This window comes from Actinoplanes sp. NPDC004185, assembly GCF_053603475.1.
On the sequence record NZ_JBSGFR010000002.1, the window covers coordinates 236,006 to 262,594 of the forward strand.

At 71.0% G+C, this 26,589-nt stretch carries 26 protein-coding genes; 19 read left to right on the forward strand and 7 right to left on the reverse strand.

Annotation, left to right across the window (positions count from 1 at the left end; all coding sequences use genetic code 11):
* The first annotated feature begins 22 nt into the window (after positions 1-22).
* Positions 23-895: a DUF3027 domain-containing protein gene (locus ACWEOZ_RS03240; RefSeq protein ID WP_451909240.1), complete on the forward strand. Its 873-nt coding sequence runs from the start codon at positions 23-25 to the stop codon at positions 893-895.
* 39 nt (positions 896-934) lie between these two features.
* Here the strand turns inward: ACWEOZ_RS03240 and ACWEOZ_RS03245 are convergent, their stop codons facing one another.
* Positions 935-1,147 (reverse strand): DUF2530 domain-containing protein, encoded by a 213-nt coding sequence (locus tag ACWEOZ_RS03245; RefSeq protein WP_451909241.1) that lies wholly within the window; start codon positions 1,145-1,147, stop codon positions 935-937.
* 223 nt (positions 1,148-1,370) lie between these two features.
* Between ACWEOZ_RS03245 and ACWEOZ_RS03250 the strand changes: the two genes are divergently transcribed.
* The 3 genes from ACWEOZ_RS03250 (at position 1,371) to ACWEOZ_RS03260 (ending at position 4,805) form a co-directional block, all read left to right on the forward strand.
* A complete protein-coding gene (locus ACWEOZ_RS03250) occupies positions 1,371-2,849 on the forward strand; it encodes an NCS2 family permease (RefSeq protein WP_451909115.1) in 1,479 nt (492 codons plus the stop codon).
* Between the two features lie 104 nt (positions 2,850-2,953).
* The gene (locus tag ACWEOZ_RS03255) at positions 2,954-3,400 is read left to right on the forward strand and encodes a MarR family winged helix-turn-helix transcriptional regulator (RefSeq protein ID WP_360551053.1); all 447 of its coding nucleotides are present in this window, start codon (positions 2,954-2,956) and stop codon (positions 3,398-3,400) included.
* A gap of 67 nt (positions 3,401-3,467) precedes the next feature.
* Positions 3,468-4,805: an MFS transporter gene (locus tag ACWEOZ_RS03260; protein ID WP_451909116.1), complete on the forward strand. Its 1,338-nt coding sequence runs from the start codon at positions 3,468-3,470 to the stop codon at positions 4,803-4,805.
* A gap of 112 nt (positions 4,806-4,917) precedes the next feature.
* Here ACWEOZ_RS03260 and ACWEOZ_RS03265 read toward each other — a convergent pair whose 3' ends face one another.
* The gene (locus tag ACWEOZ_RS03265) at positions 4,918-5,592 is read right to left on the reverse strand and encodes a FadR/GntR family transcriptional regulator (RefSeq protein WP_451909117.1); all 675 of its coding nucleotides are present in this window, start codon (positions 5,590-5,592) and stop codon (positions 4,918-4,920) included.
* Between the two features lie 22 nt (positions 5,593-5,614).
* Between ACWEOZ_RS03265 and ACWEOZ_RS03270 the strand changes: the two genes are divergently transcribed.
* The 3 genes from ACWEOZ_RS03270 (at position 5,615) to thpR (ending at position 7,917) form a co-directional block, all read left to right on the forward strand.
* Positions 5,615-6,877, forward strand: coding sequence for a CynX/NimT family MFS transporter (locus tag ACWEOZ_RS03270; protein WP_451909118.1), 1,263 nt, complete (start codon positions 5,615-5,617; stop codon positions 6,875-6,877).
* Between the two features lie 84 nt (positions 6,878-6,961).
* Complete coding sequence (locus tag ACWEOZ_RS03275) at positions 6,962-7,417, forward strand: hypothetical protein (RefSeq protein WP_451909119.1); 456 nt, start codon at positions 6,962-6,964, stop codon at positions 7,415-7,417.
* A 17-nt stretch (positions 7,418-7,434) separates the two neighbouring features.
* Complete coding sequence (thpR, locus tag ACWEOZ_RS03280) at positions 7,435-7,917, forward strand: RNA 2',3'-cyclic phosphodiesterase (protein WP_451909120.1); 483 nt, start codon at positions 7,435-7,437, stop codon at positions 7,915-7,917.
* Here thpR and sepH read toward each other — a convergent pair whose 3' ends face one another.
* The 4 genes from sepH to ACWEOZ_RS03300 form a co-directional block, all read right to left on the reverse strand.
* Positions 7,918-9,003, reverse strand: coding sequence for a septation protein SepH (gene sepH, locus ACWEOZ_RS03285; protein ID WP_360551060.1), 1,086 nt, complete (start codon positions 9,001-9,003; stop codon positions 7,918-7,920).
* Between the two features lie 211 nt (positions 9,004-9,214).
* Complete coding sequence (locus ACWEOZ_RS03290) at positions 9,215-10,396, reverse strand: pyridoxal phosphate-dependent aminotransferase (protein ID WP_451909121.1); 1,182 nt, start codon at positions 10,394-10,396, stop codon at positions 9,215-9,217.
* Positions 10,397-10,535: 139 nt separating this feature from the next.
* Positions 10,536-11,657, reverse strand: coding sequence for a phosphoserine transaminase (gene serC, locus ACWEOZ_RS03295; RefSeq protein WP_451909122.1), 1,122 nt, complete (start codon positions 11,655-11,657; stop codon positions 10,536-10,538).
* A gap of 30 nt (positions 11,658-11,687) precedes the next feature.
* Positions 11,688-12,794, reverse strand: a complete 1,107-nt coding sequence (locus ACWEOZ_RS03300) for a citrate synthase 2 (RefSeq protein ID WP_451909123.1) — start codon at positions 12,792-12,794, stop codon at positions 11,688-11,690.
* Positions 12,795-12,998: 204 nt separating this feature from the next.
* Here ACWEOZ_RS03300 and pdxH point away from each other — a divergent pair, with 204 nt between their 5' ends.
* The 7 genes from pdxH to ACWEOZ_RS03335 all read left to right on the forward strand — a co-directional run bounded on the left by pdxH (position 12,999) and on the right by ACWEOZ_RS03335 (position 18,976).
* A complete protein-coding gene (gene pdxH / locus ACWEOZ_RS03305) occupies positions 12,999-13,625 on the forward strand; it encodes a pyridoxamine 5'-phosphate oxidase (protein ID WP_451909242.1) in 627 nt (208 codons plus the stop codon).
* Positions 13,622-14,944, forward strand: a complete 1,323-nt coding sequence (locus ACWEOZ_RS03310; protein WP_451909124.1) for an MFS transporter — start codon at positions 13,622-13,624, stop codon at positions 14,942-14,944. The genes pdxH and ACWEOZ_RS03310 overlap by 4 nt, the downstream gene beginning before the upstream one ends.
* A gap of 10 nt (positions 14,945-14,954) precedes the next feature.
* Positions 14,955-15,884: an aldose 1-epimerase family protein gene (locus ACWEOZ_RS03315; RefSeq protein ID WP_451909125.1), complete on the forward strand. Its 930-nt coding sequence runs from the start codon at positions 14,955-14,957 to the stop codon at positions 15,882-15,884.
* Positions 15,885-15,886: 2 nt separating this feature from the next.
* Positions 15,887-16,537 (forward strand): nitroreductase family protein, encoded by a 651-nt coding sequence (locus ACWEOZ_RS03320; RefSeq protein WP_451909126.1) that lies wholly within the window; start codon positions 15,887-15,889, stop codon positions 16,535-16,537.
* A gap of 122 nt (positions 16,538-16,659) precedes the next feature.
* On the forward strand, positions 16,660-16,956 hold the full coding sequence (locus tag ACWEOZ_RS03325) for a type II toxin-antitoxin system VapB family antitoxin (protein ID WP_125807223.1): 297 nt from the start codon (positions 16,660-16,662) through the stop codon (positions 16,954-16,956).
* A gap of 18 nt (positions 16,957-16,974) precedes the next feature.
* Positions 16,975-18,147 carry an acyl-CoA dehydrogenase family protein gene (locus ACWEOZ_RS03330; RefSeq protein ID WP_451909127.1) on the forward strand — a complete coding sequence of 391 codons (1,173 nt, stop codon included), beginning with the start codon at positions 16,975-16,977 and terminating at the stop codon, positions 18,145-18,147.
* Positions 18,148-18,208: 61 nt separating this feature from the next.
* Positions 18,209-18,976, forward strand: a complete 768-nt coding sequence (locus ACWEOZ_RS03335; RefSeq protein ID WP_451909128.1) for a DUF4230 domain-containing protein — start codon at positions 18,209-18,211, stop codon at positions 18,974-18,976.
* 57 nt (positions 18,977-19,033) lie between these two features.
* Here ACWEOZ_RS03335 and ACWEOZ_RS03340 read toward each other — a convergent pair whose 3' ends face one another.
* Entirely contained in the window at positions 19,034-19,216 is a 183-nt protein-coding gene (locus ACWEOZ_RS03340) for a PspC domain-containing protein (protein ID WP_451909129.1), read from the reverse strand.
* 218 nt (positions 19,217-19,434) lie between these two features.
* On the opposite strand from ACWEOZ_RS03340, the gene ACWEOZ_RS03345 reads away from it, so the two are divergent.
* The 5 genes from ACWEOZ_RS03345 (at position 19,435) to ACWEOZ_RS03365 (ending at position 26,556) form a co-directional block, all read left to right on the forward strand.
* Positions 19,435-21,453 (forward strand): DUF5941 domain-containing protein, encoded by a 2,019-nt coding sequence (locus tag ACWEOZ_RS03345; protein WP_451909130.1) that lies wholly within the window; start codon positions 19,435-19,437, stop codon positions 21,451-21,453.
* A complete protein-coding gene (locus tag ACWEOZ_RS03350) occupies positions 21,453-23,627 on the forward strand; it encodes a bifunctional glycosyltransferase/CDP-glycerol:glycerophosphate glycerophosphotransferase (RefSeq protein ID WP_451909131.1) in 2,175 nt (724 codons plus the stop codon). Before ACWEOZ_RS03345 ends, ACWEOZ_RS03350 begins: the two co-directional genes overlap by 1 nt.
* Positions 23,628-23,839: 212 nt before the next feature.
* Positions 23,840-25,138, forward strand: a complete 1,299-nt coding sequence (locus tag ACWEOZ_RS03355) for an ABC transporter ATP-binding protein (RefSeq protein ID WP_360551086.1) — start codon at positions 23,840-23,842, stop codon at positions 25,136-25,138.
* Positions 25,139-25,221: 83 nt separating this feature from the next.
* Complete coding sequence (locus ACWEOZ_RS03360) at positions 25,222-25,740, forward strand: ATP-binding protein (protein WP_451909132.1); 519 nt, start codon at positions 25,222-25,224, stop codon at positions 25,738-25,740.
* Between the two features lie 78 nt (positions 25,741-25,818).
* The gene (locus ACWEOZ_RS03365; RefSeq protein ID WP_451909133.1) at positions 25,819-26,556 is read left to right on the forward strand and encodes a beta-phosphoglucomutase family hydrolase; all 738 of its coding nucleotides are present in this window, start codon (positions 25,819-25,821) and stop codon (positions 26,554-26,556) included.
* Positions 26,557-26,589 lie beyond the last annotated feature (33 nt).

Here is a 26,589-nt window from a genome sequence, read left to right on the forward strand (position 1 = left end):
CCGTCCCCTCCCGGGCGCGGAGATCTGGGGGAGTCGCTGCGTCGGCCGTCCACCAGTAGGGGACAATGGAGACGTGACGACCAGGACCTCAGTGCGTGCTGCCCGACTCGACCAGGTCTGTGCCGATGCTGTCGGGGTTGCGCGGGGTGCCATCACCGAAGTGGATCCGAGTGACATCGGTGACCATCTCGAGGCGGTGGCCGAGGGCGACCGGGTCGTGACCCACTTCTTCGAGAGCCACCTGGCCGGTTACAAGGGCTGGCGCTGGGCCGTCACCGTGACCCGGGTGCCGCGCTCGCGGCACGTCACCGTCTGCGAGACCGTGCTGCTGCCCGGCCCCGAGGCGATGCTCGCCCCGGCCTGGGTGCCGTGGAACGAGCGGGTGCAGGCGGGCGACCTGGGCGTCGGCGACCTCATGCCGACCGCGCCGGACGACGAACGGCTCGCCCCCGGGTACGTCCTCAGCGACGACCCGGCCGTCGAGGAGGTCTCCTGGGAGCTCGGCCTGGGCCGCCCCCGCGTGATGTCCCGCGAGGGCCGGATCGAGACCGCCCAGCGCTGGTACGACGGCGAGGCCGGCCCCGAGGCACCCATCTCCACCGCCGCCCCGCGCAACGCCCGCTGCGGCACCTGCGGCTTCTACCTGCCGCTGGCCGGTTCGCTGCGCCGCATGTTCGGCGTGTGCGGCAACCTGTACGCCCCCGACGACGCCAAGGCGGTCAGTGCCGACCACGGCTGCGGCGCCCACTCGGAGGCTCTGCTCGGCGCGACGGAGCAGCCGGTCGAGGAGCTGCCGACCGTCTACGACGACAGCGAGGTCGAGGCGGTCGCGGTCAGCCGCGCACCCGGCTCGGTCGAGGCCGGCGAGCCCGCGGAGCCCTACGGCCACAGCTAGTCCGGTCCTGTCCTGTCCAGCCCTGACGGCCGGACAGACCTAAGCCGTCTCGGTCACCTTGAACTCGGGATGCGACAGCGCCCGCCGGCGTTTGCGGTTGGCGTCGTGGCGCAGCATGGTCAGCAGGCCCGGGATGCCGCACAGCGCCCCGGCCAGGCACGTCCACAGCCAGTCCTCCGGCGCGCCGGCGAGCAGCAGGATCACTCCCGCCACGGTGAAGGCGGCGATGCCGGCCAGGGCGAAGGGGACCATCGGCGGATCCAGCGGCTCGGGGCGCGGCTTGGTGCCCGTCACCGCGTCCAGGCCGTGCGGGTGTTCGTGTGCGGGGGACAGGTCGGCCACGACCATCAGACTACGGCCGCGGAGATCCTTCGGGGGCCCTCGTGACAGTTGTAACAGTTCCTGACTTTTGCCGAGGTCAGGGTTCTGATTTGATGCGCCCATCGACCCCTGTAGGTCCTGTGGAGAGGCGCGAATGTCCACTGCTGCTGCCGAGACGGATGCTGGCGCGTCCGGGCGTACCCCGAAGAACGGTTTTGATCGATATTTTGAGATCTCGGCCCGCGGCTCGACCGTCGGCCGGGAGGTTCGCGGTGGTCTCGCCACCTTCTTCACGATGGCCTACATCGTGGTGCTCAACCCGCTGATCCTGGCCGCGGGCGTGGACGCGGTCGGCGGCAAGCTGCCCGTCGCGGCCCTGGCGGCCGGTACGGCGCTGGTGGCCGGCGTGATGACGATTCTGATGGGCGTCGTGGCGCGTTTCCCGCTGGCGCTGGCGGCCGGCCTCGGCGTGAACGCGCTGGTGGCGTACGAGATCGCGCCCGAGATGACCTGGGCCGATGCGATGGGCCTGGTCTTCATCGAGGGTGTGATCATCGCCGTCCTGGTGCTGACCGGGCTGCGTACCGCCGTTTTCCGGGCCGTGCCCACCCAGCTCAAGACGGCCATCGGGGTCGGCATCGGCCTGTTCCTCATGATCATCGGCCTGGTCGACGCGGGCTTCGTGCGGCGCATCCCGGACGCCGCCGGCACCACCGTCCCGGTCGAGCTCGGCCTCGGCGGCAAGCTGGCGACCTGGCCGCTGTTCGTCTTCTGCCTCGGCCTGCTGATCACGCTCGTGCTCTTCGTCCGCAAGGTCAAGGGCGCGATCCTGATCGGCATCCTGGTCACCACGGTGCTGGCGATCATCGTGGAGGCGATCGCCAAGGTCGGCCCGTCGTTCGTCGACGGCAAGCCGAACCCGAGCGGCTGGTCGCTGAACGTGCCCGCGCTGCCGGACAAGATCGTGGACACCCCCGACCTGTCGCTGCTGGGCAAGTTCAACGTCTTCGACTCGTGGGGCCGGGCCGGCTGGCTGGTCGTGCTGATGTTCATCTTCACCCTGCTGATCACCGACTTCTTCGACACGATGGGCACGATGGTCGCGGTCGGCCAGGAGGGTGGCCTGCTGGACGAGGAGGGCATGCCCCCGCGCACCCGGGAGATCCTGCTCGTCGACTCGGTCGCCGCGGCGGCCGGTGGCGCGGCCAGTGTGTCGAGCAACACCTCGTTCATCGAGAGCGCGTCCGGTGTCGCCGAGGGTGCCCGTACGGGCGTGGCCAACCTGGTCACCGGCGTGCTGTTCCTGCTGGCCATGTTCCTGGCCCCGCTGGTCACGGTGGTGCCGTTCGAGGCGGCGTCGACCGCGCTGGTGGTGGTCGGCTTCCTGATGATGATGGCGGTCCGGCAGATCGACTGGACGGACTACGAGATCGCCATCCCGGCGTTCCTGGCGATCACGCTGATGCCGTTCACGTACTCGATCTCCAACGGCATCGGTGCCGGGATCATCTCCTACGTCGTGATCAAGGTGGCGGTCGGCAAGGCCCGGGAGGTCCACCCCCTGCTGTACGGCGTCGCGGTGCTCTTCGTCCTGTACTTCCTGCGGGGTCCGCTGGAGTCGATCCTGCTCTGACGGCGGCGGCACGAAGTGGTCACCGGGTGCGCTAGCGTGCCCGGTGACCACGGTCATAGCCGTTGGCATGTCGTTAGCCAAGCTCATTAGCTAGGCTAAGAAACGTGATGGAGCGGTCGGTGGCGGAGCGGGTTACAGCCGAGCAACTGGCCATTTCGCTACGCGAAGCGATCATGCGGCTCAACCGGCGGTTGCGGCAGGCCCGCGCGGTCGGCGACCTCACGTTCAGCCAGCTCTCGGCGCTGACCAGCCTGCAACTGGCCGGCGCGCTGACCCCGCGGGAGCTGGCCGACGTCGAGCGGGTGCAGCCACCGACGATGACCAAGATCGTCGGCAAGCTGGAGGAGCGCGGCCTGGTCGCGCGGACGCCGCACCCGACCGACCGCCGTCAGGTGATCCTGGCGGCGACCGAGGAGGGCCGGGCCGTCTACGCCCAGTTCGAGAAGGCGCGCAACGAATGGCTGGCGCTGCAGCTGGCCGAGCTCACCGAGGACGAACGCGACACGCTCGAGCGGGCCGCGCAGATCCTGCGGCAGGTCGCCCGCAACTGAGCGAGCGCACCCGCAGCCTCCGTCACACCGCGATGACGCGTACGGCTGATGAGGAGGCGCAACCCGAGTGCGGGCAGTGCTGAGCACGACATTCCGGTCCCTGCAGGTCCGAAACTACCGGCTGTTCTCGATCGGGCAGCTGGTCAAGCTCGTCGGCGTGTGGATGATGTTCACCGCGCAGGACTGGCTGGTGCTCAACCTGTCCAACAACTCGCCCGGCGCCCTGGGCATCGTGACCGCCCTGCAGTTCCTGCCCGTTCTGCTGCTGACGCTGTGGGCCGGGAAGCTCGCCGACCGCTTCGACAAGCGCAAGCTGCTGATCAGCGCGAACGCCGCCTTCGCGGTCACCGCGATCCTGTTCGCGATCCTGGTGGCCAGCGGCGTCGTGGTGCTCTGGCACGTGTTCCTGTTCGCCTCCCTGCTCGGCGTGGCCAACGCGATCGAGACCCCGGTGCGCCAGTCCTTCGTCTCGGAACTGGTCGAGCTGCCCTTGCTGCCGAACGCCCTCGCACTGTCGGCCGCGACGTTCAACACCGCCCGCATCGGCGGCCCGGCCCTGGCCGGCGTGGCCCTCGCGCTGTTCGACACCGGCCCGGTCTTCCTGATCGCCACCGCCCTCGCCGTCGCGCCGATCTTCAGCTACCTGGCCATGCGCCCCCAGGACCTGCACCGCTCCATGTCCCGCCCGTCCGCGGACGACACCCGCATCGCCGACGGCCTGCGCTACGTGTGGAAGCGGCACGACCTGCTGCTCCCGATCGCCCTGATGGCCGCGATCGGCATGATCGGCTTCAACTTCCCGGTCACCCTGGCCGCCCTGGCCAAAATCAACTTCCACGCCGGCCCGTCATCCTTCGGCCTGCTGACCACGGCCCTGGCGGTGGGCGCGCTCGGCGGCGCCCTGGCGGGCAGCGGCCGCCGCAGCAGGCCCGGGGTGTACGTCGTCCTGGGCGCGGCGCTGGCATTCGCGGTCTTCGAGGTGGCGGTCGGCTTCGCCCCCAACTTCATCGTGGCGATGATCCTGCTGGTGCCGACCGGGTTCTTCTCGATCTACCTGGCCCAGGCGGCGAACCACCGGGTCCAGATGGGGCTGCACTCGGCCTACCGCGGCCGGGTGATGGCCCTGTACGTGCTGGTCTTCCTGGGCACGACCCCGATCGGCGCGTCGCTGGCGGGATGGTGGGGGGAGCACTTCGGCGTTCCGTCGAGCATCTGGGCGGCTGGGGCGTTCTGCCTGGTCGCGGCGGTCGTGGCGCTGGTCTGGCAGCTCCGCACCAGTGGGGACCGGCTCTCCCTGCACGGTGGTTCCCGGCCTGGGCTGACGCTGGTCCGGACGACGCCGGACGAGGAGATCGACGAGCCGGCGCAGGCGCCGGCCGAGCCGGCCCGCACGGTCGCTGCTTGAGGTCGTGGGGCGGCTCTGCGGTCAGCGGGGGCCGGAGGGTCCGGACGGTCGCCGCCTCAGGTGGACGCGCGGGCTTCGGGGCCGGCGCCGGCCCCCTGGTTGCTGCGCGAGGTCAGCGGACGGCTTCGCAGCTCGCGGTGTGGGCGGCCGCTTCGGCGGTGGCCGTCGCGGGATCTTCGGCGCGGATCGCGGCGAGCAGGCGGGTGTGGTCCATGTACTCCTCCGGGCTCAGCCGGGCGCCGAAGTGGTCCCGGAGAGAGTCGCGGATCACCTGGCCCAGGTCGGCGTACAGCTCCATCAGGACCTCGTTGTGCGAGGCCGCGACCACCGCCTGGTGGAATGCCGTGTCGGCGTCGACGAAGGCGTCGCGCTCACCGGACGCCCAGGCCTGCTCGCGCTGGGCCAGCAGGTCGTCGAGCCGGAGCAGGTCCTCGGCGGTGCGGCGGCGCGCCGCGAAGCCGGCCGCCGCGGCCTCCAGCGTGCCTCGGAGCTCGGTCACGTCGGCCGGGTTCGCGGCTGCGAAGCGGCGCTGCATGACCCCAGCCAGCTCGCTGGTGGCGATCACCCAGGTGCCCGAGCCCTGCCGGATGTCGAGCAGCCCGTTGTGGGCGAGTGCCCGGACCGCCTCGCGCACCGTGTTGCGAGCGACGCCGAGCTGAGCCACCAGCTCCGGCTCGGTCGGGATGCGCGAGCCGACCGGCCAGGCGCCCGAGGTGATCTGCATCCGCAGCCGGGCGATCACCTGATCGGACAGCGATGTGCCCCGCGACACTGGACCCAGATTCATCCCATGATTCTATGATGGGTCCATGACGAGCACCAGCATCGAGCCGCGTACCGGCGCGAAGATCCGTCCGCTCGCGGTCGTCGGGCTGGTGCTGGTCGCCATCAACCTGCGGCCGGCCGTCACCAGCCTCGGGCCGGTGCTGGAGGAGGTGCGGGCCAGTCTCGGCATGAGCGCGGCCGTGGCCGGCCTGCTCACGTCGGTGCCCGCGGTGTGTTTTGCGCTGGTCGGTTCGACCGCGCCGCTGCTGGCCCGGCGGTGGGGGACCGGCGGCGTGATCGCGCTCGGCACCACCGCGCTGGCGCTCGGCCTGGCGGTACGGCCCTTCGCCGGGGGCACTGGCTCGTTCCTGGCGCTGACCGCGTTGGCGCTGGCCGGTATCGCGCTGGCCAACGTCCTGCTCCCGGTGGTGGTCAAGCAGCGCTTCCCGGACCGGGTGGGGGCGATGACCGGGCTGTACTCGGTCGCGCTCAACCTCGGCGCCTCCACCGCGGCGGCGGTCACGGTTCCGCTGACCGCTGGGGTCTTCGGCGGTGACTGGCGGCTCGGGCTGGGAGTGTGGGCCGTGATCGCGGCTGCGGCCCTGCCGGCCTGGATCCTGCTCGCCCGCGACCGCACCCCCGGCCAGCCTGCGCCGGGCCCGGCCACGTCGGGCCGAGCCGTGCTGGCTCCGACCGCGGCGGGGTCGAGCACGCCGGTCAGCGGTGGTGCGGGGACCCTGCAGCTGCGGCGGCAGCCGATCGCGTGGGCGTTGGCGGTCTACTTCGGGCTGCAGTCGACCGTCGCGTACGTGATCATGGGTTGGTTGCCGCAGATCTTCCGGGATGCCGGGCTCTCCGCGCGTACCGCTGGTCTGCTTTTCGCCGTGACCGCCCTGCTCGGCGTACCGCTGTCTTTTGTTCTTTCCGCCCTCGCGGGCCGGCTGCCGCGGCAGAGCGGGGTCGCCGTCCTCATCGGGCTCTTCGGCATCGCCGGTTACGCCGGCCTGTGGTTCGATCCGGCCGCCGCCCCCTGGCTGTGGGTCGTGCTGCTGGGCGTGGCCAACTGCTCGTTCCCCCTGGTGCTCACCATGATCGCGCTGCGGGGCCGGGATGCTGCCACCGTTTCGCGGCTGTCGGCCTTCGCGCAGAGCACCGGGTATCTGCTGTCCGTTCCCGGGCCCATCGTGGTCGGTGTGCTCTACGACCACACCGGCAGCTGGCGGATTCCGCTGGCCCTGCTGACCGTCCTCATGGTGCCGCAGATGATCGCCGGGGTGCTGGCCGGCCGGGACCGGCAGATCGGCTGAGGACAAACCTGTGGATATGTATGGCAGACCGGGTCATCCGAACGGCCCTCTCCGTTTACTCGACGGCTGCCTTAGCGTCAGACCGTGGCAATCACGCACATAGCTGTGCTCGCGACGGCGCTGCTCGCGCTGCTGTGTCTGCCGTGTGCCGTCGCGGTCGTCGTCTGCGCCGACGAGCTGGTCGCCCGTCGTCTCTGGAGCCGGGGCGGGCGGCAGGAGGTTCGTGCCCTGCGGTGTCTCGAACGGGAGCTGTCCGTCGCGGAGCTGGAGCTGCGGCCGCCCGACTTCGAGCCGAGCATCGACGAGCTGGTCGCCGAGTTGCGCCGGCTCAACAGGCAGCGGCGCAGTTCGCCGACCATCGACTCGGTTGCCTGGCTCACCGCGGTGCTGCGGGCCTACGACCAGCGGCTCGCCATGGCCAGCCGGTCCCTCGGGCTCACCGAGCATCTCGCCCAGCTCGACGGGATGGACCGCGAGATCGAACGGGTCCGGGTGGAGGGGCTGCTGCACGCCGCGGGCCTGCGGTTGAGCGCCGCTTGATCGGCTAGGGTCGCAGCGTGCGGCTCTTCGTGGCGATCTATCCACCCGGGAACGTGTGCCGGGACCTGCGCCACCGCCTGACCGACGGCAGCTCCCGGCCGGTGCGGCTCACCCCGATCGAGCGCTGGCACATCACGGTGGCGTTCCTCGGCGAGGTCGCGGAGGAGGGGCTGCCCGAGGTGGAGCGGGCGCTCGACGGGATCACCGTGCCCCGGGATGTCGTGCTGCGGCTGCGCGGCGGTGGGCACTTCGGTAAAGGCAGGTCGACCGTGCTGTGGGCCGGCGTCGAGGGCGATCTGGCGGCGTTGCACCGGGACGTCTCGGGACGGCTGGGGCTGGCGGAGCGGGAGTTCACGCCGCATCTCACCGTGGCGTACAAGGATGATCCCGTGGTCAGGCTGGCCCTGGACGGTTACGCCGGGCCGTCCTGGCCGCTGCGCGAGATAGCCCTCGTCCACAGTGTTCCGGGCGAGGGCTATGTCACGCTGAAGAGCTGGTGATCAGGAGCTTTCGCGGGCCGCCGGGCCGCCCCCGAAGAGGACGTCGTCCCAGCTCGGCAGGCGCTTGCGGGGCTTCGCCGTCTCCTCGGAATCGGTCGAGTCGCCGCCCTGGGACTGGCCCACCGTGCGGCGGGGGCGCAGGACCGCGAGGCTCGGCACCGCCGGGACCTCCTTGGGCAGGTCGGCGTCGTCGTCGAACGCGGAACCGGCGCCGCCACCGAGCAATGCCGCCGCGCCGCCGGCGACCGGCCGGCGCGACTCCTGCGCGGCCGGCTCGAGGCCACGGCCGGAACCCTGACCACTGAGCGGGCGGTCCAGCGACGCCAGCAGGGCGTCGCGACCGGCCCGGATCGGGTCGCGGGTCTGCCGGGGCGCGTCGGACGCGGCGGGCAGGCCGCGGCCACCGCGGGCCGGCTCGTTGATCCGCGACGGGCCCGGCAGGCCGTGGCCGCCGCGCTCGTGCGGGGTGCGCTCCGGCACCGGCTCCTGACCCAGGATCTGGGTCGGACGCTCGGCGCACAGGTATTGCGCCATGTCGTCGTGCGGGGCCACCACCTGGCGGCCCTTGTCGAGATCCCACATCGCCTGGGCGGTCGCCTTGCCGGACGGCCACGTGGCGACGATGCGCCAGGTGCCGTCCTCGCGGCGGAACGCGTCCCAGGAGATCTTCTCGGTGTCGATGCCGTGCTGGGCCAGCCGGCTGTCCACGACCTCGGCCAGCGGGGCACCGGAGTCGGAGGTCTTGAGGCGGGTGCGGCGCGCGTGCTGGGCCAGCATGGCCCGCTCCTGCAGCACCGGGCCCGCGTAGCGCAAGACGCGATCGACCGGGACACCGGCCACCCGGGCGACGTCCTCGGCGGACTCGCCGGAGCGGATCCTGGCCTGGATGTCGCGGGGGGACAGGGACGCCATCACCTCGGCGTTCGCCACCGCCACGGCCGTGCCGACCGGGTGTGGCGTGCCGTCGGCCTGCAACGCACCGCTGATCCGGTCGTCGATCGGGAGTGCCAGGAGCCTGCCGACCTCGTCGGCGAGCACCAGGGCCTGACCATCTTCGGAGAGGGCCACGAAGCGTACCGGCCGCATGCGTTGCCTCCGTCCCGTGCTCGCCGCTGTCTGGCCTGTGCTCCCGAGAGTCAGCCACCCGGGCGCGTCTCGGAACACGGTACGCGCCCCGGTCACTCGATGGGGGTATGCCACGCCGTCAAAGTCATTGACCTGCAGAGATGATCTTCAACGATCTCCGGCGGTGATAAGGCGTTGCGGCCCGCGCCGGGCAGGCCTACATCCGCTCGGTCTAGCCGTTCGCCGCGCGGCGGCCGGCGTACTCCGTGGTGCGGTGGGCCGGGTACTGGATCAGGTTGTCCGGTTCCTCCTCCACCGTGCTGGCCCAGCGGCGGGCCGGCTCCAGCGGGTCCTCCTCGTACATGAGCCGGCCGCGGAACTGCCGGCCGTAGTCGAGCATGCCGTCGATGAGCCGGTCGACGTCGCGGGTCGGCCGGACCACCAGGCGCATGAACTGGCTGGTCATGCCCAGCTTGTTGCCGCACTCGCGGGTGTAGACGCCGTGGTTGGCGACCAGGTAGTCGCGCAGGGCCACGCCGGACCACTCGGTCGGCAACTTGACCAGGATGAAGTTGCCCTGCGACGGGAAGACGGTCAGCCCCGGGATGCGGGCCAGCTCGGCGGCCATCGCGCGGCGGTCGCGGCTGAGCAGGCGCAGGCTGTCCTCGTACTCGTCCTGGTGGTCCTCGATCATGTAGACGACCTTCTCGGCCAGCGAGTTCAGGTTCCACTTGGGCAGCACCTTGGCGATCTTGCCGGCGATCGCCGGGTTGGCCATCAGGTAGCCGAAGCGGATGCCGTGCAGGCCGAAGTTCTTGCCGAGGCTCTTCAGCACGACGGTGTTCGGCCTGATCACCGCGTCCGGCCCGACCGAGGGGTACTGCTCGGCGTCGGAGAAGTCGATGAACGACTCGTCGATGACGACCAGGTCGAGGTCGCCGAGGGCGTCCATGAAGCGGATGACGTCGCGGCGGGGCAGGTAGCAGCCGTCCGGGTTGTTGACGTTGCAGACGACCGCGACCCGGGAGCCGCGGTCGCGGATGAACCGTACGTAGTCCTCCAGGTTGAGCCGGAAGCCGTCGCGTTCCTGCAGCGGGAACATGTCGACCCGCTTGCCGGTCTCCAGTGGCTGGTCGGTCCACCGGCCGAACGTCGGGATCGGGATGGCGACGCTCTCCTTGATCAGGAGGTGGTCGATCCAGGTGATCAGCTCGGTGGACCCGTTCGCCATCGCCACGGTCTGCGGGTGCAGGCCCAGCACGGCGGCCAGCTTGTTGGTGATGCTGGCCGAGTCGCTCGGGTAGTACTTCAGGATGTTCTTCAGGTCGCGGGACAGCTCGTCGAACATCTCCGGGGTGGGGAAGTACGGGTTGCACGGGATGCAGAAGTCCACGATCTCGGCGCCGTCGTTCATGCTGCGAGAGAGATCGAAATAAGAGGCGCTGTGTGCACCCTTGTGCAGGATCGAGGTATCGATACCCGTCCGTGCCATCGTGCCCTCCCGAGTCCGGCGACCTTGCCGCCCGTCAGTACGGGCGATGCCGCGGGATCGTTCAGGACTTATGGATGACGTAATCGATGCAGCGGGTCAGCGCCTCGACGTCGGCCGGGTCCACGGTCGGGTACAGCGCGATGCGCAGTTGATTGCGGCCCAGCTTGCGGTACGGCTCCGTGTCCACGATGCCGTTGGCCCGGAGCACCTTGGCCAGCTGGGCCGCGTCCACACCGTCGGCGAAGTCGATCGTGGCGACCGCGTGGGACCGCAGCGCCGGGTCGGTGACGAACGGGCTCGCCACCTCCGAGCGGTCCGCCCAACCGTAGATCGCCGCCGCGCTCTCGGCGCTGCGCTTGGCCGCCCACCCGAGGCCGCCCTGCGCGTTCATCCAGTCGACCTGCTCGGCGGCCAGGAAGACGGTGGCCAGCGCCGGGGTGTTGTAGGTCTGCTCCAGCCGGGACTGCTCGATCGCCGTGACCAGATCCAGGAACTGCGGGATGTAGCGGCCCGACTCCTTGATCTCGTGGGCGCGGGCGATCGCGGCCGGTGACATCAGGGCGATCCACAGGCCCCCGTCCGAGCCGAACGCCTTCTGCGGGGCCAGGTAGTAGACGTCGGTCTGGGTCAGGTCGACGTCGATGCTGCCACCGCCCGACGTGGCGTCGGTCAGGATGAGCGCGCCCGGGTCGGCGCCGGCCACCCGCTGCACCGGTACCGCCACGCCGGTGGACGTCTCGTTCTGCACGCTGGCGTACGCGTCCACCCCGGCCTCGGCGGTCAGGTAGGCCGCGCTGCCGGCCGGGGCCTTGTGCACGGTCGGCTCGGCCAGGAACGGCGCGTCGCGAACCGCCTTGGCGAACTTGGCGCCGAACTCGCCGAACTCGGCGAACTGGGCCTTGTCGCGGATCAGCCCGAACGCCGCCGTCTCCCAGAACGCGCTGGTGCCACCGTTGGAGATGATCACCTCGTAGCCGTCGGGGGCGGAGAAGAACTCGGCGATGCCGGCGCGCAACCGGGCCACCTGGTCCTTGACCGTGCGCTGACGGTGCGACGTGCCCATGTAGCTGGTGGCCACCCGGGACAGCGCGGCGAGGCCCTCCGGACGGACCTTGCTCGGCCCGGAGCCGAACCGCCCGTCGACGGGCTTGAGGTCGTCGGGAATCCGGATCGGGTCAGCCACGGGGGGTCCTTCCAGAGGGTCAGTCAGCCGTTACAGATTATGCGGCACCGCGTCCCAGCCCTCGACGTCCTGGGGCTTGCGCGGCTCCGGTCCCACGTAGAGAGCGCTCGGGCGCACGATGCGGCCCAGCTTCTTCTGCTCCAGGATGTGGGCGCTCCAGCCCGCCACCCGGGCGCAGGTGAACATCGAGGTGAACATGTGCGACGGCACCTCGGCGAAGTCCAGCACGACGGCGGACCAGAACTCGACGTTGGTGGCCAGCACCCGGTCGGGCTTGCGGGCGTGCAGCTCGGCCAGGGCGGCCTTCTCCAGGGCCTCGGCGACCTCGAAGCGGGGCGCGCCCAGCTCCTTGGCCGTGCGCCGCAGCACGCGGGCACGCGGGTCCTCGGCGCGGTAGACGCGGTGGCCGAAGCCCATCAGCCGCTCGCCGCGGTCGAGCACGCCCTTGACGTACCCCTCCGCGTCGCCGCTGCGCTCGACGGCCTCGATCATGTGCAGCACCCGGGACGGGGCGCCGCCGTGCAGCGGGCCGGAGAGCGCCCCGATGCCGGAGGAGATGCAGGCCGCGGCGTCCGCGCCGGTCGAGGCGACGATCCGGGCCGTGAAGGTGGAGGCGTTCAGGCCGTGCTCGGCCGCCGAGATGAAATACGCGTCGACCGCCTTGACGTGCCGGGGGTCGGGCTCGCCCCGCCAGCGCTTCATGAACCGCTCGACGATCGTCTGCGCCTTGTCGATGTCCTTCTGCGGCACGGCCGGCAGGCCGAGCCCGCGGGCGGCCTGCGCGACGAACGACAGCGCGGTGACCGAGACCCGGGCCAGGTCGGTGCGGACCTGCTCGTCGTCGATGTCGAGCAGCTGGCCGAGCCCCCAGTACGGCGCGAGCATGGCGACCGCGGACTGCACGTCGACGCGGATGTCGCCGGAGTGCACCGGGACCGGGAACGGCTCGGCCGGCGGCAGCCCGGGACCGAAGCGCCCGTCGACCAGCAGGGCCCAGACGTTGCCGAACGAGACGTGTCCGATGAGATCCTCGATGTCGACGCCCCGGTAGCGCAGCGCGCCGCCCGCTTTGTCCGGCTCGGCGATCTCCGTCTCGAAGGCGATCACGCCTTCCAGGCCCGGCTTGAAATCGGACACGATGCGCCTCCTGGGATCCCGGCTGGACAAAGCCGTGGGTGTTTCATCTTGCCCGCTGGGTGACCGGTGGTCGACCCGCGGAAATGTGCTGTCGGCGACACCTATCCTCGCCGAGGGGACGGGCCCCCGTCCGGGACTTAGGTTCGATTGGTCAATCTCGGATAAGGAGAGCGTGTGACCCCCGAATCCTTGTCGCCCGCCGGCATGCGGCGCGACTACACCGAGCGGGGCGCGCTGCTCGAGTCCGACCTGGCCGCGGACTGGACCAGCCAGTTCGCCCGCTGGTTCGCTGAGGCCGGCGCGGCCGGCCTGCCCGAGCCCAACGCCATGATCGTCGCCACGGCCGACGCGGCAGCCCGGCCCAGCGCCCGTACGGTCCTGCTCAAGGGCTACGACGAGCGCGGTTTCGTCTTCTTCACCAACTACACCTCCCGCAAGGGCACCGAGGCGTTGAGCAACCCGGCCGCGAGCCTGGTGTTCCCGTGGTTCCCGATGCAGCGGCAGGTGCTGGTGGCCGGCGCCGTCGAGCAGGTGGACCGGGCCGAGACGGAGGAGTATTTCGCGACCCGGCCGCGCGGCTCGCAGCTCGGCGCGTGGGCGAGCCCGCAGAGTCAGGTGCTGCCCGACCGGGCCGCGGTGGAGGCCGGGCTGGCCGCCGCCGTGGAGCGGTTCGGCACCGACGGGCCCGTGCCGCCCCCGCCGCACTGGGGTGGCCTGCGGGTGATCCCCGAGACGGTCGAGTTCTGGCAGGGCCGCAGCAACCGGCTGCACGACAGACTGCGCTTCCGCCGTACGGCGGACGGCTGGGTCGTCGAGCGGCTGGCTCCGTGAGCCAGGAGCCGGTCGAGGCCGCGGGCCAGGTCACCGGGGAAGCCGTCGAGGAGCGGCGCCGCAGCTGGGTCATCGACGTCCGGCCGCTGCGCGGGACGGCGTACCGGCGGATGTGGATCGGCAACGGCGTCTCGTACTTCGGCTTCCAGTTCACCTCGGTGGCCGTACCGGTGGAGATGTTCTCGATCACCCGGTCCTCCGCCTGGGTGGGCCTGCTCGGGATCGCCGCCCTGGTCCCGCTGCTGATCTTCGGATTGTGGGGCGGCGCCGCCGCCGACGTGGTGGATCGCCGCAAGCTGCTGCTGGCCAGTTCCACGCTGGCCTGGGTGGCCACGGCCGGCCTGCTGGCGCAGGCGCTGCTCGGCCTGCACAGCCCCTGGGTGCTGCTCGCGCTGACCGCCGTGCAGTCGGCCGGCTTCGCGGTGAGCTCACCGGCCCGGCAGGCGATCATCCCGCGGATCGTGCCGGGCGACCTGGTGCCGGCGGCGAACACCCTGGCCTACACGACCACGACCGCCGGCGGCGTGCTCGGCCCGCTGGCCGCGGGCCTGATCTTCGGCGCATGGTCCACCGACACCGGCGTGACCATCGCGTACGCGGTCGACGCGCTGCTGTTCACCATCTCGTTCTGGGCCACCTACCGGCTGCCGCCGATCCCGCCGGTGTACGACGACGGCGTCACCGCCCGGCCCACCGCGGGTCTGCGCGGCATCACCGACGGCCTGCGGTTCCTGGCCACCCAGCCGGTGCTGCTGCTCTCCTTCGCGGTGGACATCGTCGCGATGGTGCTGGCCATGCCCCGGGCGCTGTTCCCGGAGATCGCCGAGGACCGCTTCGGCGGTGGCTCGGCCGTGGGCTGGCTCTTCGCCGCCATCGCGATCGGCTCGGTGCTCGGCGGCCTGACCTCGGGCTGGATCGGGCGGATCAGGCGGCAGGGGGTCGCCCTGGTCATCGCCGTCGTGGGCTGGGGCATCGCGGTCGGGCTGGCCGGCCTGGCCCACTCGCTCTGGCTCATGGTGCTGCTGCTTGCCGTCGGCGGCGCGGCCGACCTGGTCAGCGCCGTCTATCGGCAGTCGATCCTGCAGACGTTCGCGCCCGATCGGCTGCGCGGCCGGCTGCAGGGTGTCTTCACCGTGGTGGTGGCCGGTGGTCCTCGGCTGGGTGATCTGCGGGCCGGTGCCACCGCCGACGTGGCCGGGCCCACCGCCTCCTGGGCGGGTGGCGGTTTCGCCGCCGCCGGGCTGGCGGTCGTGCTCGCGCTGGCCTTCCCCGCCCTGCTTCGCTACCGTCCCCCCGCCGCTGAAGGGGACAACCGATAATGTCAGCGGCATGACTGACGTCGTGGCGGCGAAATCTGGATTGCAGTGGGCCATCGAGGCCGATGGCCATCGGGCCGTGATCGTGGAGGTCGGTGGCGCACTGCGCCATTACTCCGCGGGCGGCCGGGAGGTTCTGGACGGCTTCGGCCCGGACGAGATCTCGCCCGCTTCGGCCGGCCAGATCCTGGCCCCCTGGCCCAACCGGATCCGCGACGGGCACTACACCTTCGAGGACACCGCGTACCAGCTGCCGCTGACCGAGCCGGCGCGGCACAACGCGATCCACGGGCTGACCAACTGGTCGCGGTGGAAGCTCGCCGACCAGACGGGCGACTCGGTGACGGTGGAATTCGACCTGCCGCCGCAGATCGGCTACCCGTGGGCGCTGACCCTGCGCACCCGGTGGAGCGTCTCCGCCGACGGGCTGCTCTCCGAGCAGGAGGTCGTCAACACCAGCGACCAGAACGCGCCCTGGGGCTTCTCCGTGCACCCGTACGTCCAGCTGCCCGGCGTCGCGGTCGACGACATCCTGCTGCACGTGCCCGGCCGCAGCCGGGTCCTGGCCGACGCCCGGCTGCTGCCGATCGGCGCGGTCAAGGTGGCCGGCACCGAGTACGACTACACCGAGCCCCGCCGGGTGGGCTCGGCCGTGCTGGACACCACCTGGGGCGATCTGGACCGCCGGCCGGACAGCGGTTCCGAAGTGACCATCGCCGCGCCGGACGGCTCGCAGTCCGTCACGGTCTGGGGCGACGAGAACTTCCACTGGTGGCAGGTCTTCACTGGCGACACGTTGACCGGCGAGCGGTTCCGCCGGTCCCTGGCCATCGAGCCGATGACCTGCCCGCCGGACGCGTTCCGCTCCGGCCGCGACCTGATCGTGCTGGCGCCCGGGCAGACCTGGCGGGCCAGCTGGGGTGTGCGGCCCTCGGCGGCCTGAGCATGGAGTTCGACGAGGTCCTGCGCCGGCGCCGGATGGTCCGCACGTACGACAAGGACCGGCCGGTGCCGCCGGAGATCGTCGACAAGCTGATCCGGCACGCCCTGCGGGCACCCTCGGCCGGCTTCTCGCAGGGCTGGGGTTTCCTGGTGCTGAGCGAGCCGGCGGACCGCGAGCTCTACTGGTCGGTGACCGCACCGCGGGGCGACACCGCGGCGGAACAGGCCGCGGCCGGCTCCTGGCTCGACCGGATGCGCTCGGCGCCGCTGATCATCGTGGCGCTCTCCAACAAGTCGGTCTACCTGGAGCGTTACGCCCAGTCCGACAAGGGCTGGACCGACCGGGACGAGAGCCGCTGGCCGGTGCCGTACTGGGACATCGACACCGGCTTCGCCGCCCTGCTCATCCACCTCACCGCGGTGAACGAGGAGCTGGGTTCGCTGTTCTTCGGGGTGCCGGCCGACCGCGTCGGTGCATTCCGGGACGCTTTCGGCGTTCCTGACGAATTTGTCCCGGTCGGCGCCCTGACCATCGGCTATCCGGCACCCGACAAGAGGTCACCGTCACTACGCCGGGGGCACCGCCCGGTGGACGAGGTGGTGCATCATGGCCGATGGACCGCGGTCGGTGGGCCGTCCGCGAGGGAAACCTGACAACGGGTGACGACGCCGGGACGCGGACCGGCCGCTAGGCTGGCGGCTCGCTAGGCTGGCAGGCAGAGCTGCGCGCCGGGCGGGCTGGACGTGCGTGAGGGACCTGAGGGGAGCGTGCCGTCGTGATCTTCAAAGCGGTACGGGACGGAGCGCCGTACCCCGACCATCACACGACACTCAAGAGATGGGCCGAGATCCCGCCCCGGCCGATCCGGCTGGCCGATCTCATCACCACCAAGCGTGAGCTGGCCCTGGACAAGCTGCTGGCCGAGGACTCGACGTTCTACGGCGACCTGTTCCCGCACGTCGTCGAGTGGCACGGCGGCCTCTATCTGGAGGACGGTCTGCACCGCGCGCTGCGGGCCGCGCTGCAACAGCGCAACCAGATCCACGCGAGAGTGCTCGTCATCGACAACTAACACCGCTAGTTTATGGGTATGGCCGTCGTCTCTCCGCTCGATCTCCTGGACCTGGACGCTCTGCTGACCGACGAGGAGCGCGATGTCCGCGCGCTCGCCCGCCGGGTCGTCGACGACCGGGTCCGCCCCTACGTCGCCGACTGGTACGAGCGCGGCGAGGTCCCCGTCCGCGACCTGTCCCTCGAGTTCGGCAAGCTGGGCCTGCTCGGCATGCACCTGACGGGTTACGGCTGCGCCGGCGCGTCGGCGGTCGCGTACGGGCTGGCCTGCCTGGAGCTGGAGGCCGCCGACTCGGGCGTGCGCTCGCTCGTCTCCGTGCAGGGCTCGCTCGCGATGTACGCCATCTGGAAGTACGGCAGCGAGGAGCAGAAGCAGCGCTGGCTGCCCGGCATGGCCGCGGGGGAGCTGATCGGCTGCTTCGGGCTGACCGAGCCGGACCATGGCTCCGACCCGGCGAACATGGCGACCCGGGCCCGGCGCGACGGCGACGACTGGGTGCTGACCGGCGGCAAGATGTGGATCACCAACGCCCCGGTCGCCGACGTGGCGGTGATCTGGGCCCGCACCGACGAGGGCGTGGCCGGGTTCGCCGTGCCCACCTCGACCGAGGGTTTCACCGCCCGCGAGGTCAAGCTCAAGCTGTCACTGCGGGCCTCGGCCACCGGCGAGATCACCCTGGACGACGTCCGGGTGCCCGACTCGGCCCGGCTGCCCACCGCGCGCGGTCTCAAGGCTCCGCTGTCCTGCCTGACCGAGGCCCGGTTCGGCATCGTCTGGGGCGCGCTGGGTGCGGCCCGCGACTGCCTGGAGACCGCGATCGCGTACGCGGGCACCCGCGAGCAGTTCGGCCGCCCGATCGCGGGTTTCCAGCTCACCCAGGCGAAGCTGGCCGACATGACCCTCGAGCTGCAGAAGGGCTATCTGCTGGCGCTGCACCTGGGCCGCCGGCACGACTCGGTCGGGCTGCGCCCCGAGCAGGTCAGCGTGGGCAAGCTCAACAACGTCCGGGAAGCCATCAAGATCGCCCGGCAGTGCCGCACGATTTTGGGCGCCAACGGCATCAGCGGCGAGTATCCGGTGCTCCGGCACGCCAACAACCTCGAGAGTGTGCTCACGTACGAGGGAACCTCGGAGATCCATCAGCTGGTCATCGGGCAGAAATTGACGGGGCTGAGCGCCTTCGCCGGCTGACCGGGTGCGAGTGTCGCACCCCTTCCGTACCGTTGACCGCAGAAGGAGGGGGTGAGCACCGATGGCAAGTTCGCGTGACGTCGAGGAGCCGACCCGGGAGTATCCCGAGGTCGACGACCAGGTAGCGACCCGCCCCGCACCATCCGTGGACGATCCGGCTCCGGCCCGGGACCCCAAGCCGGGTCTCGGCGGGTTCGCCCGTGTCGTCATCTTCACCGGAGTGGTCTTCGCGCTGATCGTGGCCATGTGCCTCGGGCTGCGCGCGATCAACGTCCTGCCCAGCTTCGACAATCCGTTCTCCGACAAGACCACCGACCGCAGCCAGCCGGTGCTGCTGCAGTCGATGCGGGACCTGAGCCGCTACGTCGCGGCCGACGGCACCTTCCAGGTCATCGTCGACCTCCAGGAGAACAAGGAGAACATCCCCGATTTCCTGCTCAACAAGCGCACGCTGTTCGTGGGCTCGGGCACCGTCGAGGAGTACGTCGACTTCGGCACGCTCACCGAGGGCGCCCTCAAGGTCAACAACGCGGACAAGTCGGTGCAGATCGAGCTGCCCGCGCCGCAGCAGGGCCAGGCCGCCCTCGACATGGAGCGCAGCTACGTCGTCGCTGAGGAGCGCGGCCTGCTCAACCGCATCGGCGGTGCGTTCAGCAACGATCCCAACCAGCAGCAGCGCGTCTATCAGCTCGCCCAGCAGCGGATCACCGAGGCGGCGCGCAGCAGCGGGCTGGATCAGCGGGCCCGCGACAACACCGAGAAGATGCTCTCCGGCCTGCTCGCCAGCCTGGGCTACACCTCGGTGACAGTCACCTTCGCCACTCCCTGACGCAAAGAGGCGGCGCCCCTTCCCACGATCGGGGAGGGGCGCCGCGCTGCGCTGAGGTCACTCGTTGGGCAGCAGGACCCAGAGGATCAGGTAGATCAGGAACTGCGGGCCGGGCAGCAGGCAGGACACCACGAAGATCAGCCGCATCGTGCCGGAGGAGACTCCGAACCGGCGGGCCAGGGCGGAACAGACGCCGGCGATCCATCGGTCGTTGCGGGGCCGGGCCAGTCGGCGGGTCACGTCACTCACTCCTCATCGGTGGTGGCTGCGGCCGAGCACCGCAACCACTGTCAACGGTATGGATCAGCCGCCCCCTCGCCCTCGGTCCCGAGGTGGAGAAGGGCGCTCACATTCCCGTAAGGGCTACCCGTACCCGTCGTGAGGCCGCTGTTAACATCTGGGCAATCTCGCCCCCACACACCGCGTGCACGGGCGTCCGAGGTGGGAGGGGTGTCTCGGTGACGCTCGCCGTCCTGTGCGGGAGCACCGGCAACGACCTCGGTCCGGGTGCCGCCCGCCGGCTCGCCGACGAGCTGACCGCGGCGCTGGCCGCCGCGGGATCCACGACCGTCGTTCCGGTGGATGGTCTCGACGTCGCGGGTCAGCTGCGCGAGGTCGCCCGGATCGCCGTCGGCGCCCGCGAGCCGCTGCTGCTCTGCGCCGACAACCTGGTCGCGCATCCGAGCCTGCTGCGCACCCTGGCCACCGAGCCGGCCGGCCGCAGCACCGCGCTGGTGGTCGCCGAGGACGGTGGCGACCTGCGCGAGGAGCGCGGCCGCCTGGTGTTCGCCGCCGACGGGACGACCCGCTTCCTGGGCGCGATCAGCATCGCCCCGGCCGACCTGCCGATCCTGGCGGCCGCCGCGTCGCAGGCGGCCGACCACTCGGTTCAGCCGCCGCCCGCGAATGATGCCGGCGAGGGCGCGGCCACCGCGACCGCGCAGCGCGACGCCATCGACGTGCTGCTGCGCGCCCTGCTGGAGGCCGGGCTGGTGCCCATCGCCACCCGGGTGCGGCTGCTGCACGCCGAGCGGGTGCACACCGAGGCCGGTCTCGTCACCGCCCGGGCCGCCGTCGCCGCGGTGGACGAGGACGCCGCGTTGCTGCGGCTGGCCGTCAAGGAGAAGGACGACTTCTTCACCACGTACGCGGTGAGCACCTGGTCCCCGATCGTCACCAAGCTGTGCGCCCGCCTCGGCCTGACCCCGAGCGGCGTCACCGCGGTGTCCGTCGCCTTCGCCGTGGCCGCCGCCCTCGCCTTCTGGGAGGGTTCACGGCCCGGGCTGATCGCCGGGGCCGTCCTGCTCTACCTCGGCTTCGTCCTGGACTGTGTGGACGGACAACTGGCCCGCTACACCCGTACGTTCGGCGCCTTCGGCGGCTGGCTCGACACCATGGCCGACCGCGCCAAGGAGTACGCGGTCTACGCCGGTCTCGCCGCCGGGGCGGAACGGGCCGGCCTGCCGTACGCGTGGCCGCTCGCGATCACCGCGATCGTGCTCCAGACGGTCCGCCACATGACCGACACCTGGTACGGCGCCCTGCACGACGAAGCCGCTGCCCGGCAGTCCGTCGGCACCGCGGGCAACAGTGACGCCGGCGGCGGGGTGGGAGCGCGGCTGAGCCGGGCCTCGAACCGGGTCCAGGCGGACACCGGGTCGGCGGCGTACTGGCTCAAGCGGATCGTGGTCTTCCCGATCGGCGAGCGCTGGGCTCTGATCGCCGTGCTCGCCGCGGTGAGCAACGGGCGGGTCGCCCTGGCCGCCGTGGTGGGCTGGGGACTGCTCGCGGCCGCGTACACGTTGGGTCTGCGCTCTTTGCGCTCGATCTCGATGCGCGTCGGCGTGCTGGACACGGTCGACACCTCGCGGCACCGCGACGACGGCCTGCTCGTCCGCGCGGTCCTGTCCGCGGCAAAGGTCAAAGCCCCGCTGGTCGGCGCTGTCGTGGCGGCCCTGGCCGCGCTGGGACTGGTGATCGGGTTGCTGACCGGCGGCGTGCCGGGTGGCAGCCAGTGGGGTCTGTGGACCTCCGGCGACCTCCGGGTGGAGCTGGTCGGGGCCGGCGACGCCTCGATCTGGCTGGTCGTGGTCACCCTGCTGGTGCTCGGCGCCGGGCTGGCGGCCCGGGCGCGGCACGGCGGCCCGCTGGACTGGCTGGTCCCCGCCGGGCTGCGCGCGGCCGAATACCTCATGGTCGTCGCGGTCGGCCTGATCTGTGCCGTGCCGCCACCCATTGTTTTCCTGCTGTTGTTCGTCCTGGCACTGGATCACTACGACCTGACCGCCCGGATGGAGAAGGGTGCGCCCGACGCCACTGCGGCGAGGGCACGGCTCGGCTGGGACGGCCGGGTCGTCCTGCTGGTGCTGAGTGCACTGGCCGGGGTCACCACGGTCGGGGAGCTGCTGCTCGCCGTCGTCGTGGGCGGCTCGTTCCTCGCGGGTGCGGTTCGTGACTGGCGCTCCGGAGGTAAGTGATGACCCTGCTCAGCGTGGTCCTGCCCGTGTACAAGGTGCAGGGCTACCTGCGCCAGTGCCTGGACTCCCTGCTCGAGCAGCCGTTCACCGACATCGAGGTCGTGGCCGTCGACGACTGCTCGCCGGACCACAGCGGCGCCGTCCTCGCCGAGTACGCCGCGCGTGACCCCCGGGTCAAGGTCGTCACCGCGCCTGAGAACGTCGGGCTGGGCCGGGCCCGCAACCTCGGCCTCGATCACGCGACCGGCGACTACGTCTGGTTCCTGGACAGCGACGACTGGCTGGCCCAGGGCGCGCTCACCGCGATCGCCGACCGGCTCGCCGACACCGATCCCGACGTGCTGATCTTCGGTTTCGACCGGGTGCACTGGGACGGCCGGGTGGTGGTCGCCGGCGCCGCGAAGGTGCTGGCCGAGGCGCCGGAGACGTTCACCGTGGCGGAGTGGCCACGGGTGCTCAACGTGCTGCACGTCGCCTGGAACAAGGTCGTCCGCCGGGACCTGCTGGTCAAGCTCGACTTCCGCTTCGAGCAGGGCTGGTACGAGGACGTCTCGTTCACGTACCCGGTGCTGGCCGCGGCCCAGCGGATCAGTGGCCTGCCGCGCACCTGCGTGCACTACCGGCAGCGCCGGACCGGGGCGATCACCCGGACCCTGGGGGACCGGCACTTCGAGATCTTCGACCACTGGGAGCACGCGTTCACCATGGTCGACTCCTTCTCGGCGCACCCCGAGGCGCTGCGGCCGGCTCTGTACAAGCGGATGCTCTGGCACTACCTCAGCGTGCTGCGCAACGCCGAGCGGGTGCGGCGGGGCTCGCGCCGGCGGTTCTTCCAGCGGATCGTCGAGCACGCCCGCAAGTACCGGCCGGCGGGGGGTTACGAGATCCCGGACGGGCTGGAGGGGCTGCCGTACCGGCTCGTGGAGAAGAACGCGTTCCTGCCGTTCCGGGCCGCCGAGGGCGCGGCTCGTAAGGCCAAGAAGGCGCGACGGTTCAAGCGGGTCTCGATCCGCCGGGCCCGCAAGCTCGCCCGCATGGTCCGGGAGGGCCTGTACCGCGGCTACTACAACCTCCAGCTGCGGCGGCCGGTGGACGACAAGCTCGCGCTGTACGCCGCGTACTGGTATCGCGGGGTGAGCTGCAACCCGGCGGCGATCGCGGCCAAGGCGGCGGAGCTGGCCCCGGACGTGCGCAACGTGTGGGTGGTCGGCCGGTCCCGGCTGAAGTCCGTGCCGCCGGGCACCGACTACGTGGTCGCCGGCTCGCGGGAGTACTACCGCCTGCTGGCCCGGGCGCGCTGGCTGGTCAACAACGTCAACTGGCCGAACTGGGTGGTCAAGCGGCCCGGCACCACGCACGTGATGACCCACCACGGCACGCCGCTGAAGATGATGGGCATGGACCAGGCCGATCACCCGGCCGCGGCCAAGGATCAGGACTTCCGGGCGCAGATGCGCCGGGCGGACCGCTGGGACTTCAGCATCACGGCGAACGCGCACACGACGGTCGCCTGGGAACGGGCGTACCCCTGCCGGTACGAGACCCTCGAGGTCGGCTATCCGCGCAACGACCGGCTGGCGCTCGCGACGCCGGCGGAGACGGCCGCCGTGCGGGAGAAGCTGGGGATCGCCCCGGGCGAGCGGGTCGTGCTCTACACGCCGACGCACCGGGAGTGGCTGCCGCCCGGTCAGCAGGTGCTGGACATCGACGCGTTCGCCGACCGGCTCGGACCGGACACGGTGCTGCTCGTCCGGGCGCACTACTTCCATGTGACCGCGGCTCAGCGGACCGAGGCGCGGCGGGGGCGGATCCTGGACGTGTCGGCGTACCCGGTGGTCGAGGATCTCTATCTGGCCGCCGACGTGCTGATCACCGACTACTCGTCGGCGATGTTCGATTTCGCCGTGCTCGACCGGCCTGTGGTGATCTTCGCGCCCGACTGGCCGGCCTACCGTGAGCTGCGGGGCACGTACTTCGACCTGATGGAACTTCCGCCGGGGGCGGTGGCGACGACCTTCGCCGAACTGGTCGAGGTCTTCCAGGGCGGCACCTACGAGGACGCCACCGCGGGCGAGCGGCGGGCCCGGTTCCGGGAGCGGTTCTGCTCCCTCGACGACGGCAGAGCGGCCGAACGGGTCGTACGCCGCGTGTTACTGGCCGGTACCGGTAAGTAAATCTTCCGGTCCGGTACACCCGGTCCTTCCGCCCGCGCGGGGGTCCTGAGTGCTGCGACCTGCACAGACGATGCAATTAGTCGATCTTGCGAAGCCCACAAACGGGTGACGATCCGGTGACTGTCGGCAAATGGCACGTTCACCCGATGGCAGGCATCGATGGCTGTAGTCACGCTAAGCCATCGTCGCAGCTCAAACGCAGGAGGTTGACGGTGTCCACCGTCGCGCTCAAGGACGTCACCAAGGTCTGGCCGGACGGTACGGTCGCGGTCGACCGCGTCAGCCTCGACGTCGAGGACGGTGAGTTCATGGTCCTGCTGGGGCCGTCCGGCTGCGGCAAGTCCACCGTTCTGCGCATGATCGCCGGCCTGGAGGACCCCTCGGCGGGCGCCATCCTGCTCAACGGCGAACCGGTCATGGACCTGGCGCCGCGCGACCGGCGGATCGCCATGGTCTTCCAGGACTTCGCGCTCTACCCGCACATGACCGTCGGCGACAACATCGGCTTCCCGCTCAAGCTCTCCGGCATCGAGCCCGGGCCGCGCGGGGAACGGATCGGCGACGTGGCCAGCGCGCTGGGCATCGGTGACGTGCTCGCCCGCAAGCCCGGCCAGCTCTCCGGCGGCCAGCGCCAGCGGGTGGCGATGGGCCGGGCCATCGTGCGCCGCCCGGGGCTGTTCCTGATGGACGAGCCGCTGTCCAACCTCGACAGCGGTCTGCGCGCGGAGCTGCGCGCCGAGATCACCAGCCTGACCCGCGAGCTGGGCGTCACCACCATGTACGTCACCCACGACCAGGCCGAGGCGCTGACCATGGCCGACCGGGTGGCGATCATGCGCAAGGGCGTGCTGCAGGACCTGGGCACCCCGACCGAGGTGTACGGCCGCCCGGCCACCCTCTACGTCGCCGCCTTCCTGGGCGCGCCCCGGATGAACCTGCTCGAGGCCTCGGTCTACGTGCACCTGGACCGCTACATCGCCCTGAACCTCGGCGAGCAGGCCCTCTACCTGCCCTGGAACGACATCCGGGCGCGGGCCATCTCGCACTACCACGGTGAGCGCATCGTCGTCGGCATGCGGGCCGAGGCGCTCACCCCGGTCGCCCCCGACACCCCGGGCGACGTGTTGCAGGGACGCATCCGCTACCTCGAGCACCACGGACACGAGTCGCTGGCCTTCCTGGACATCGGGGCGACCGCGGTCGTCGTCGACGAGCTCGGCAAGGCGGTCACCGAGACCGACTCCGAGACCGGGGTGGTGCGGCGGATCGGGGGAGCGCTGCAGCGGCTCACCGGGCGTACGGACAAGGCCGTGCTGGAGCGGGAGGAGGCCGAGAAGGCCTCGGTGCTCAGCGATCCCGGCCGGCACCACCGGCGGCCCGCGGAGCTGGCTGTGCGGCTGGCGCCGTACCCGGCTGTGTCGCCGGGGCATCCGCTGGCGATCAACGTACGGATGGACGCCCTGCACTTCTTCGACGAGCGCGGCGATCGGATCGACGTCGGCTGGCGCTGAACACCTCCCCGTCGCCCTTGTTCTGATCTATTACCCGTTCCACGGCTGCCACGGAGGCGGTACGCAGCGTAGGCTGACCGGCGGTGGAAGAGACTGTCGACCAGCGGGTGCTGCGTCCGGCTCCGGACAGGGAGTCGCCGGACGCCACCCTCGTGCACTCTCCGGCCGGTGGGTCCACCCTGCTGGACCGCAGGTTCGGCCGCGACGAGATCACCGTGGTCCGCCACGAGGTCACCGCGCGGCTGGACACCGGGTTGCTCGCCGACCGGCTGCACGGCTTCGTCCTCGCGATCAACGAGGTGATCACCAACGCCGTCCTGCACGCCGGTGGCCAGGGTCGCATCGTGCTGTCGGTCACGGCGACGACGGTGTGCTGCACGGTGACCGATTCCGGGCCGGGCATCCCCGAGCAGTTCCGCCGGCCGCCGAACGTGCCCGAGGCGTTCGAGGTGGGCGGCCGGGGCATCTGGCTGGCGCACCAACTGTGCGACGAAGTGACGATGGCGACCGGCCCCATTGGCACGACTATCGAACTGTGCGTACACCTGCCCGGCCGCAATACCATGTCTGGCCTGGTCAACGAGGGCGCGACAGCCGGCTGAACGCGGAATGAAACGCCGTGGAAATGTGATCGAGGGCATTGAGGCGTGTCGGCCATCCGAGGCGACTACATTGGGCCAGTGCTTGGACTACCTCCTCATGTGACGACGTGCCTCTTCGACCTCGACGGCGTGCTCACGCAGACCGCCCTGGTGCATAACGCGGCGTGGAAACAGACCTTCGACGCGTTCCTCCGGACGTGGTCCGAGCACCACGGACAGCCGTTCGTGCCGTTCGACTCGGGCGCCGACTACCACCAGTACGTCGACGGCCGGCCGCGCGCGGACGGTGTGCGCACGTTCCTCGCCTCGCGGAGCATCACCCTGCCCGAAGGCACGCCCGACGACGGTCCTGACGCGGAGACCGTCAACGGCATCGGCAACCGCAAGAACGAGCTCGTCCTGCAGAAGATCCAGGAGGGCGCCGTGCAGGTCTACGCCGGCTCGGTGGACTACCTGAACGCCGCCAAGGCCGCCGGGCTGCGCCGGGCTGTCGTGTCGGCCAGCGCCAACTGCGCCGACGTGCTGCGCGCAGCCGGCATCGCGGAGCTCCTGGAGGTGCGCGTGGACGGTGTCACCGCTCGTGAGCAACACTTGCCCGGCAAGCCTGCCCCGGACACCTTCCTGTACGGCGCGAAACTGCTCGGCGTGGCGCCGGAGCAGTGCGCGGTGTTCGAGGACGCTCTGGCCGGCGTGGCCGCCGGCCAGGCCGGCGGTTTCGGCATCGTGATCGGCGTGGACCGGGTCGGCCAGGCCGACGCGCTGCGCGAGCACGGCGCCGACATCGTCGTGCAGGATCTCGCCGAGCTCCTCAAGTAGTTCCCCTTACAGACTTCCTTTCTCAGTTGCGAG